A 7,231-nucleotide genomic window follows, 5' to 3' on the forward strand; every position below is an offset into this window, starting at 1 on the left:
ATTTCCGGGAATACAACAATTCGATCTGGCAGCGATGGTGCCAAGACTTGCCGTGGCGCTCATATGTGCAACTCCTTGTTCTGGAAAGAAACTGATGGCGCGCACTGAGATAGAGACATAATCAGGAAATTTACTATGTCCCTATGCCGTCGATGGGGTTATTCCCCTTCAGTCATCGAGTGCCACCCCTTCGACTTCCCAGTACGACATGAACGGGTTCAATGGAATTTCACGGTGGGTAAAACCGGACAGGCAAACAAAACCGGCCACCCTAAAAAGGATGACCGGTAAAACAACTCTATATCATAACGCCCGCACGAAGCGCATCATTCCAATCCTTGGTCAAGCACGGGTTTGTGACAGCACCCGCTTAATCGATATCTGTACTGTTTTCGCACCCATCCATTCGTTGATCTCTACCGAAAAAAACGCCTTGATCTGTTCTGGCAGACTGTCCGCAAACCCAAAGAAAATGCCGTCAATCTGTTTTCCGTTTTGGCTCAACGTCAACTTTGAATGTTTTTCTTTCAGAATGCGTTGCCGGGCAACTTTGAACTCGCCTTCAAACACGGGGGTTGGAAATCCTTGGCCCCAAGTTTCATTGGTGACCGTCTCGATAACTGCCACGTTCATGCTGGACACATCCAAGGGGCCGTCATGCTCAAACTTGTTCGTCAATAGGTCAGGGGTTAACCACTCTTGCCCTACCTTCTCAAAGGCCGTCCGAAACTCGCCAAGACGGGCTTCTTCAATGGTAAGCCCAGCCGCCATAGCGTGACCTCCAAAACTCTGCATCAACCCTGGGTGCAGGTAGTTGATCCGCTCCAGCGCATCACGAAGATGAAACCCGACAATACTGCGTCCAGATCCCCTGATTTGTCCAGATGCTATTCCTGGGGCAAAGGTGATCACAGGTCGATGGACTTTATCTTTGACCCTGGACGCCAGAATGCCGATTACCCCTGTATGCCACTGTGGATCATAAAGCGCCAGCGTGTATTGACCAATGCTTTTTATGTTTTGCAACAACGGCTCGACATCTTCACACATGGACGCCTCCACTTTACGGCGTTCACGATTGAGTTGATCAAGTTCTGTGGCCAACTCCATTGCTTCATCGGAATTATCGGTAGCCAAACAGCGAATACCTGCGCTCATATCAGCCATACGCCCAGCCGCATTAAGTCGCGGACCAATCAAGAATCCCAAATCAATGCTTTTGATCTTGAGGCGATCCCGTTCGGAAACCTGAATCAGCGCGGCAATTCCTTTGTTACATGAATTCCCGACCAGGTGTTTTAGGCCATTGGCCACAAGAATTCGATTGTTGTGATCCAGTTTGACGACATCGGCCACGGTGCCCAAAGCCACCAGATCCAACAGGTTGGCCATGTTCGGAATTGGTCGGGTCTGGAAATGCTCGCGTTCTTTCAGAACGTGACGCAACGCCAGCATCAAGTAAAACGACACCCCTACCCCGGCGATATTCTTGCTTGGAAACCGGCAGCCTGGTTGATTTGGATTGACAATGGCAACTGCGGCAGGCAGTGTCTCTCCTGCCAGGTGATGATCGGTCACAATAACCGGAATGCCTGATTCGTTGGCATAATCAACCCCCGCATGGCTACTGATTCCATTGTCAACCGTCAGCAAAAGGTCTGGTTTCATCCGGGCCGCAAATTTCACAACATCAATCGATAGCCCGTACCCCATGGTCATGCGATCAGGTACGGCAAAATCAACAATCGCGCCCATCGCACGCAAGGCTCGAATCCCTACCGCGCAAGCAGTCGCTCCGTCAGCATCGTAATCCGCAACAATGACGATTTTGTTACCTGTCTGAACGGCGTCGGCAAGAAGGTTGGCGGCCTCGACTATGCCCTTCAAACCATTTGGACCGTTCCATGGCAGAAGATCGTTGAGAGTGGATTTATTTACCTCGTCAGGCAACACGCCACGGGCAGCCAAGATTCTAGCTAAGACAGGATGCTTGCCTGACTTTTCGAGTTCTTTGACGATAGTTTCGTCGAAAGCGCGTTGCGTGAAAATTTGATCCACTTGTTTCCTTTGCCAATGCCAAAATCATGCCGTCATGAATAATTAAAGCGGCGTGAAAGCGAAGATTAATTTGTCGGCGTGCCAATCACAAAGAGCATTGTTCAGGCGAACGGCAAGTTCACACTCCATCTCGATGACCTTTGAACTGCTGGCGAACACACCCATCTGGACATAAACATTGCTGTCACCCGGATCACGTTCAATCGCGGTCCGGATGAATTTACACTTGGTTCCGTTTTCGCGCAACACAGCAAAAGCAATTTCCTGCGTCCGAATGTATTCCGCTTCGGACACCCCAAGGATTGCCAACATCACAGAGATTGACGCTGCACTTTCTCCAATGTTTTCGTTCATTTCCTCCATCCTTTCCCCATCCTGAAACAACTGATACAGAAAACCAACCACAATGAGCCCCGTGGTCGGTTTTTCGCAGTTACTCATCACGCCGCCTGATTAGTTACTCTCCGCCGGCGAACCTCGCGGTCTTCTTCACGCTTGCGAACCGCCTCATTCATGATTTTCGCACGTTCAACCCACCACGCCGGAAAAGATTGAATATCTACCTTCAGGGGGACCGCCTGGATTTTGTTGATGTTGTTGCGAGTGTTCAGTTCAGTCGGGTTACCCATGCTGGAAACATATCCTTCGTCGGTCATGTGTTCTTCAGGGACCGAGGACAGCGTAGCCTCTACTTCAGGCTTAAGCGTACCGTCCGCGTTGTACGGGGCACGCTCCATGTCGTGCGTCGCCCCTTTCGGGAGAACTGGTTCTTTTTATTGGGCGAAATGTTGCCAAAGTAATCCTTGGGCGTGGGAATCGACAAGATCGATGCCGACTCGCTTTTGAATGCTCGAAGCGCGACATTGAACAACATGCGTTGTGCTTCCCCTTCTGACGGCTGGTGGCGGGGATCGGGGATCTGCTCGCCGTAGATATGACAGGTGGCAGTAATAGCCGCCCCGGTCCGGGGTGGTCCCCATTCCGAGTTTTAATTATTAATAATATACACTTGACATTATAGATACGTGCAAACTATAATGAAGTACGTTTTATTTCAAGGAGCAAATTTATGAACGATGAAACCGAAAAAACCCCTTCCAGCCACCTTCGCCTGGTAGAACCTGAAAAGCACCAGTCGGAAGCCGAAAAGAACTTTCCAGGCGTTCGCCTGGTGAATCTTCTGAAAAGGCGTGCCGAGAAAAACAATGAAGTTATGAGCGGCATTGCGGAACACCTCGGCGTATCCCTGTCCTACCTGTCGTCCATCTTTCGCGGCCTCCGTCCGGTTACCGGCATGTCGCGGGAAGCCTATGTCAACGCCGCCAATTACCTCAACCTGCCCGTTGCCCAGATTTACCTGCTGGCCGATGTGATGAAGTTGAGCGACTTCTATCCCGAACAAAGTGTTTCTGCTGTATGCGAACGGATACATGATTCAATGTGCCTTGATCCTAAATGGTCGGGTTATGTGCCATCGGCTTCGACTTGGACTTCGATGCCGATGAGCGTGAAGATTTTGATTGGGTTGCTCTACGAGGCGAGTGGGGGCCCTCGCTTTTCCGAACTGAAGTCGGCTTCTGACAAGGAGGGCTGATTTTTATTGTTGCGTTCTTCATTTCATTGACCCGTTGGGTTACAAATGTCGTCGCTCTTGCCATAAATTCTTCCGGCTTCATCCCTCCTTTTGCCACAGATTCCAGCGCGATTTCCCAAAGCGCTGTTAAGCCGGGAGCCATCAGGTTTGGCGATATGGTTTTGACCAGTTCTTTGCCAAAATCAGTTGAGACGATCTGTTTTTTCCCCATCGGTTCGATGTAGCGCCGGTTTTTCAGCGTTTCAATGATCGATTGCCATGTGGCCGGTGTACCGATGCCGTCGTTTTCTTTCAGTCTTGCCTTGATGACTGGATCGGTTACAAATTTCGCCACAGAAGCCATGTCCTGACACAACGAGGCTTCGGTGTATCGTTTTGGTGGAGAGGTTTTTCCTTGGTTCACCTTGACCGCATTGACAGTCACCTTTTCGCCATTGGCGATAGCGGGCAATGGGGCCTTGGTTTTTTTCTGGGTGAGTGCTATCCATGCCTGGGCCGAGTTGAGGTCCACTTCGCCCTTGACAGAAAAAGTCCTTCCGTCCACCGTGAACGCCGCTACGGTTTCGTGATATTCATGATCCGGTAGCAAGCCGAGGATAAATCGCTTGGCCACCAGTCGATAGGCGTCCAGATGTTTGCCTGACAACCCGGACCAGGGTTTCTTCATGGTTGGAATGATGGCATGGTGTTCGGTGACTTTTGCCGAGTCGTAGAAAGCTTTTCGCGGTTTCATGAGGCTGGTCATGGCCTGTGCTTCCGGCAGCACTCCAAGACAGGCTTGTGCGATGGTCAGGGCATCCGGCATTTGTTCGGATTTAAGGTATTCGCAATCCGTCCGTGGATAGGTCGTCAGGGCGTATTCCGGGCTGTAGAGTTCTTGCAGGACATCGAGGCATTCTTTCGCAGACCAGCCGAAGGCTTCGTTTGCGTCCGTGGAGAACGAAAGCAGGTTGTAGGGTTTGGGTGGAGACGCCTTGATCTTGTTCTGGGTTACGGAAAGCGTCTGGTTCGTACCTTTGATCTTGGCTGCCAGCGCATCAGCGATGGGCTTGTCCCATATCCGGTTGTCCTGCCCAGGTTCATGGGTCAAGATCAGTGGGGCCCCGGCCTGGGTATTTGTGTGAGCGGCCAGGGTGAAGAACGACTTTGCGTTGAAGTTGTCGATTTCAAGATCTCGTTTAACCACGAGCCAGAGCGCGGGGGTTTGGACTCGACCGATTGAAATGACGGTTTTATCCTCGAACCGGGTATAAGCCCTTGTTGCCGCTCGCGTTGCTGAGAGCCCAAGCAGCCAGTCTGCGCGTGAACGGCACTTGGCGGCTTCATAGAGGTTGTCGTGGACGCTATTGGGCGTCAGGTTGGCCAAAGCCTTTTTGACGCTGGGTGTGTCATAAGAATTCAGGATGAGGCGTTCGGTCGGGCCGGTCCAGTGGAAATACTCCAGCACCTCGTTGACCAGCATGAGCCCTTCCCTATCCGGATCACCTGCGTTCACCACGGACCCAGCCTGTTTAAGCAGGGAGCCGATGATATTCAGTTGAGTCAGTGTTTTTGGTTTTGGGGTGACTTTCCATTGGGTGATCGGAAAAGGCAGGTCTTTCATTGCCCACGACTTCCAGGCCGGGTTGTATTCTTCTGGTTGGGCATTTTCCAGCAGATGCCCGACGCACCAGGTAACGATGGTGCTTCCGATCTCGATGTATCCGTTCTTGCTGAACTTAACGCCGGGGATGACATCGGCTATGGCCCTGCCCATGGATGGCTTTTCAGCAATGATGATGGTTGGTTTTGTCATCAGCCGAAGTCCTTGTCCATTTCCAGTAATGCTGCGGCAATGTTTTTTGGAAGTGCTTGCACTGTGTCCTGGATTGGTTTTTGCATATTTTGTGATGTGCCTGATGGTTGTTCCGAGAGCGTGATTTTGTGTTTTTCAGTGTGTTTTTCGGTATTTTCGTGCATTTCGGCATTCATTCTTTTGCCGACGAACGATTCCAGGGTTTCACGGGCGTCTGGAGCTGAGGCCGCCCATGCTTTTGCAACCACCCCAAGCAGGATTCGGATGGTTTTGGATGGCTCCCCGTAATTCATAGCTCGAAGCCATAGCCAGATGTCCTTGTCACGTTCAGCCTGAACTTGAAAGGTGATGGTTTTGAACAGGTTTTTTTCCTGTGTTTTCTTTGTCATTTCATACCGATGCACGGGCACGTAGAATTCCGACGCCAAAACGCCTGAATCCTTCTGCGACAGTGAACCTGGGGTTTTCCGGAGTGACGACATGGGGCCAGAGGTTCTTGATTGCGTCGGATACCAACGGAGATCCCCCGCCGGCCAGTACAATCCCATCGAGTGTTGCCGCTTCGGATTCCAGGTAGCGACTGGCCGCTCGCATGACTTCCTCAGTGATGATCGAGGTTGCTCTTTTAACTTTGTCGGCGACATTGATCTTGCCGTAGTAGCGAATATGCCCCGTAATCAGGGCGGATTCAGCTTCTTTGGGTGTGACGGTAATGCTTTTTCCGCCGATCTTGAGTTCATCGGACAGGATACGGGACAGGCGTTCAGCGGCAAACCGGACGCCGGAGCAGATACCTGATGCGTCTTCGATCCATCGAGCTTTTCCTCCATGGCCGCGCATTACCATGAAGTCCGTTGAGAAGTAGCCGACTTCAATGACCCCCCATGATTCAGAGGTAAGCGAACGGCCCTGGGCAAGTTGCCCGTCCTGGTCGAACATGATGGACTGGAATGCCCCGAGGGACTGGGGAAGGACTTTGACTTCATGGGTATAGCCGACGATTTTTTGAGTAAGTTCGCGGAGCTTGTCTCGCTGGGATTTATACAGACTGGTGGGCAGTCCGACGACAACCATGGTTGACTGGTCGATATTCGCACCGGCCTGAATGAGTTTTTTGATGGCTCCTGCTGTCAAGGCTTGGTATTCCATGGACTCTATCCATGTTTCCGAAAATGGGGTATCCATATAAATGCGGCGAAGTTAGAATTATGCAGTGGAATCAAATTGATATCATGACGGGTTTGCACAAAGCGGGCAGCGTGTTGCTGCGTTCGTTACGCGTTGATATTTCAGTGTTTTCGCACCCATGGAGAGGCTAAACACCGCATTTATATGGATACCCCACTTCCGAAACATTGTTTTGGGTGTTTCTCCGGCCTTGGACTTCTGCTGTATCCCCAATAAACAAGTGATTGCCTGCAATGGTCACCGTGTCATCCTGCGCCCGTTTTGATTCAGAGTCATCATAGATTTCGATGGCTGGGGATACGGCGGACGGGAAGATGATGGTTTGCGGTTCGCCCGCTAGATTTGCATAAGCAACTTTTACGGTTGAGTGGCCAATATCGAGGCCGATGACGTTGTGATGTTCCATGGCAGGCAATCCTTAAAGTGGCTTTGGTTAAGCGGCAAGCCGTTTGGCGATTTCGATTGCTGATGTGGGGTATTCAGCTTAGTGCTGTGATGTTAGAATTATGCAATGGAATCAAAAACTCCGCAAGTTCGATCCGTCGCGCCCCGCGCCGGGGTCGACTACCCACGCAACTACGCAGAATTTAAGGCGT

At 51.2% G+C, this 7,231-nt stretch carries 8 protein-coding genes; all 8 read right to left on the bottom strand.

Annotated elements, in window-relative coordinates:
* Positions 1–342: 342 nt before the first annotated feature.
* Positions 343–2,058 (bottom strand): single-stranded-DNA-specific exonuclease RecJ, encoded by a 1,716-nt coding sequence (gene recJ, locus IV91_RS0111780; RefSeq protein ID WP_031598635.1) that lies wholly within the window; start codon positions 2,056–2,058, stop codon positions 343–345.
* Between the two features lie 42 nt (positions 2,059–2,100).
* Positions 2,101–2,412, bottom strand: coding sequence for a hypothetical protein (locus IV91_RS0111785; RefSeq protein WP_150112476.1), 312 nt, complete (start codon positions 2,410–2,412; stop codon positions 2,101–2,103).
* Between the two features lie 86 nt (positions 2,413–2,498).
* A complete protein-coding gene (locus IV91_RS0111790) occupies positions 2,499–2,795 on the bottom strand; it encodes a hypothetical protein (RefSeq protein WP_031598638.1) in 297 nt (98 codons plus the stop codon).
* Between the two features lie 317 nt (positions 2,796–3,112).
* Positions 3,113–3,490: a hypothetical protein gene (locus IV91_RS0111795; protein WP_031598641.1), complete on the bottom strand. Its 378-nt coding sequence runs from the start codon at positions 3,488–3,490 to the stop codon at positions 3,113–3,115.
* A 19-nt stretch (positions 3,491–3,509) separates the two neighbouring features.
* Positions 3,510–5,447, bottom strand: a complete 1,938-nt coding sequence (locus IV91_RS0111800) for a DNA topoisomerase 3 (protein WP_051862646.1) — start codon at positions 5,445–5,447, stop codon at positions 3,510–3,512.
* On the bottom strand, positions 5,447–5,836 hold the full coding sequence (locus tag IV91_RS0111805) for a hypothetical protein (protein ID WP_150112477.1): 390 nt from the start codon (positions 5,834–5,836) through the stop codon (positions 5,447–5,449). Before IV91_RS0111805 ends, IV91_RS0111800 begins: the two co-directional genes overlap by 1 nt.
* Before the next feature lies 1 nt (position 5,837).
* Positions 5,838–6,596, bottom strand: coding sequence for a ParM/StbA family protein (locus IV91_RS0111810; RefSeq protein ID WP_031598646.1), 759 nt, complete (start codon positions 6,594–6,596; stop codon positions 5,838–5,840).
* Between the two features lie 166 nt (positions 6,597–6,762).
* Complete coding sequence (locus IV91_RS0111815) at positions 6,763–7,041, bottom strand: ParM/StbA family protein (RefSeq protein WP_031598648.1); 279 nt, start codon at positions 7,039–7,041, stop codon at positions 6,763–6,765.
* Positions 7,042–7,231: the final 190 nt, after the last annotated feature.

Origin of the sequence: Ferrovum myxofaciens (genome assembly GCF_000735045.1) — a bacterium.
Classification (GTDB): Bacteria; Pseudomonadota; Gammaproteobacteria; order Burkholderiales; family Ferrovaceae; genus Ferrovum; species Ferrovum myxofaciens.

Coding starts and splice junctions, on each gene's coding strand:
- IV91_RS0111785 (WP_150112476.1), bottom strand. CDS start 2,412: ATGAACGAAAACATTGGAGAAAGTGCAGCGTCAATCTCTGTGATGTTG.
- IV91_RS0111790 (WP_031598638.1), bottom strand. CDS start 2,795: ATGGAGCGTGCCCCGTACAACGCGGACGGTACGCTTAAGCCTGAAGTA.
- IV91_RS0111795 (WP_031598641.1), bottom strand. CDS start 3,490: ATGTATCCGTTCGCATACAGCAGAAACACTTTGTTCGGGATAGAAGTC.
- IV91_RS0111800 (WP_051862646.1), bottom strand. CDS start 5,447: ATGACAAAACCAACCATCATCATTGCTGAAAAGCCATCCATGGGCAGG.
- IV91_RS0111805 (WP_150112477.1), bottom strand. CDS start 5,836: ATGACAAAGAAAACACAGGAAAAAAACCTGTTCAAAACCATCACCTTT.
- IV91_RS0111810 (WP_031598646.1), bottom strand. CDS start 6,596: ATGGAATACCAAGCCTTGACAGCAGGAGCCATCAAAAAACTCATTCAG.
- IV91_RS0111815 (WP_031598648.1), bottom strand. CDS start 7,041: ATGGAACATCACAACGTCATCGGCCTCGATATTGGCCACTCAACCGTA.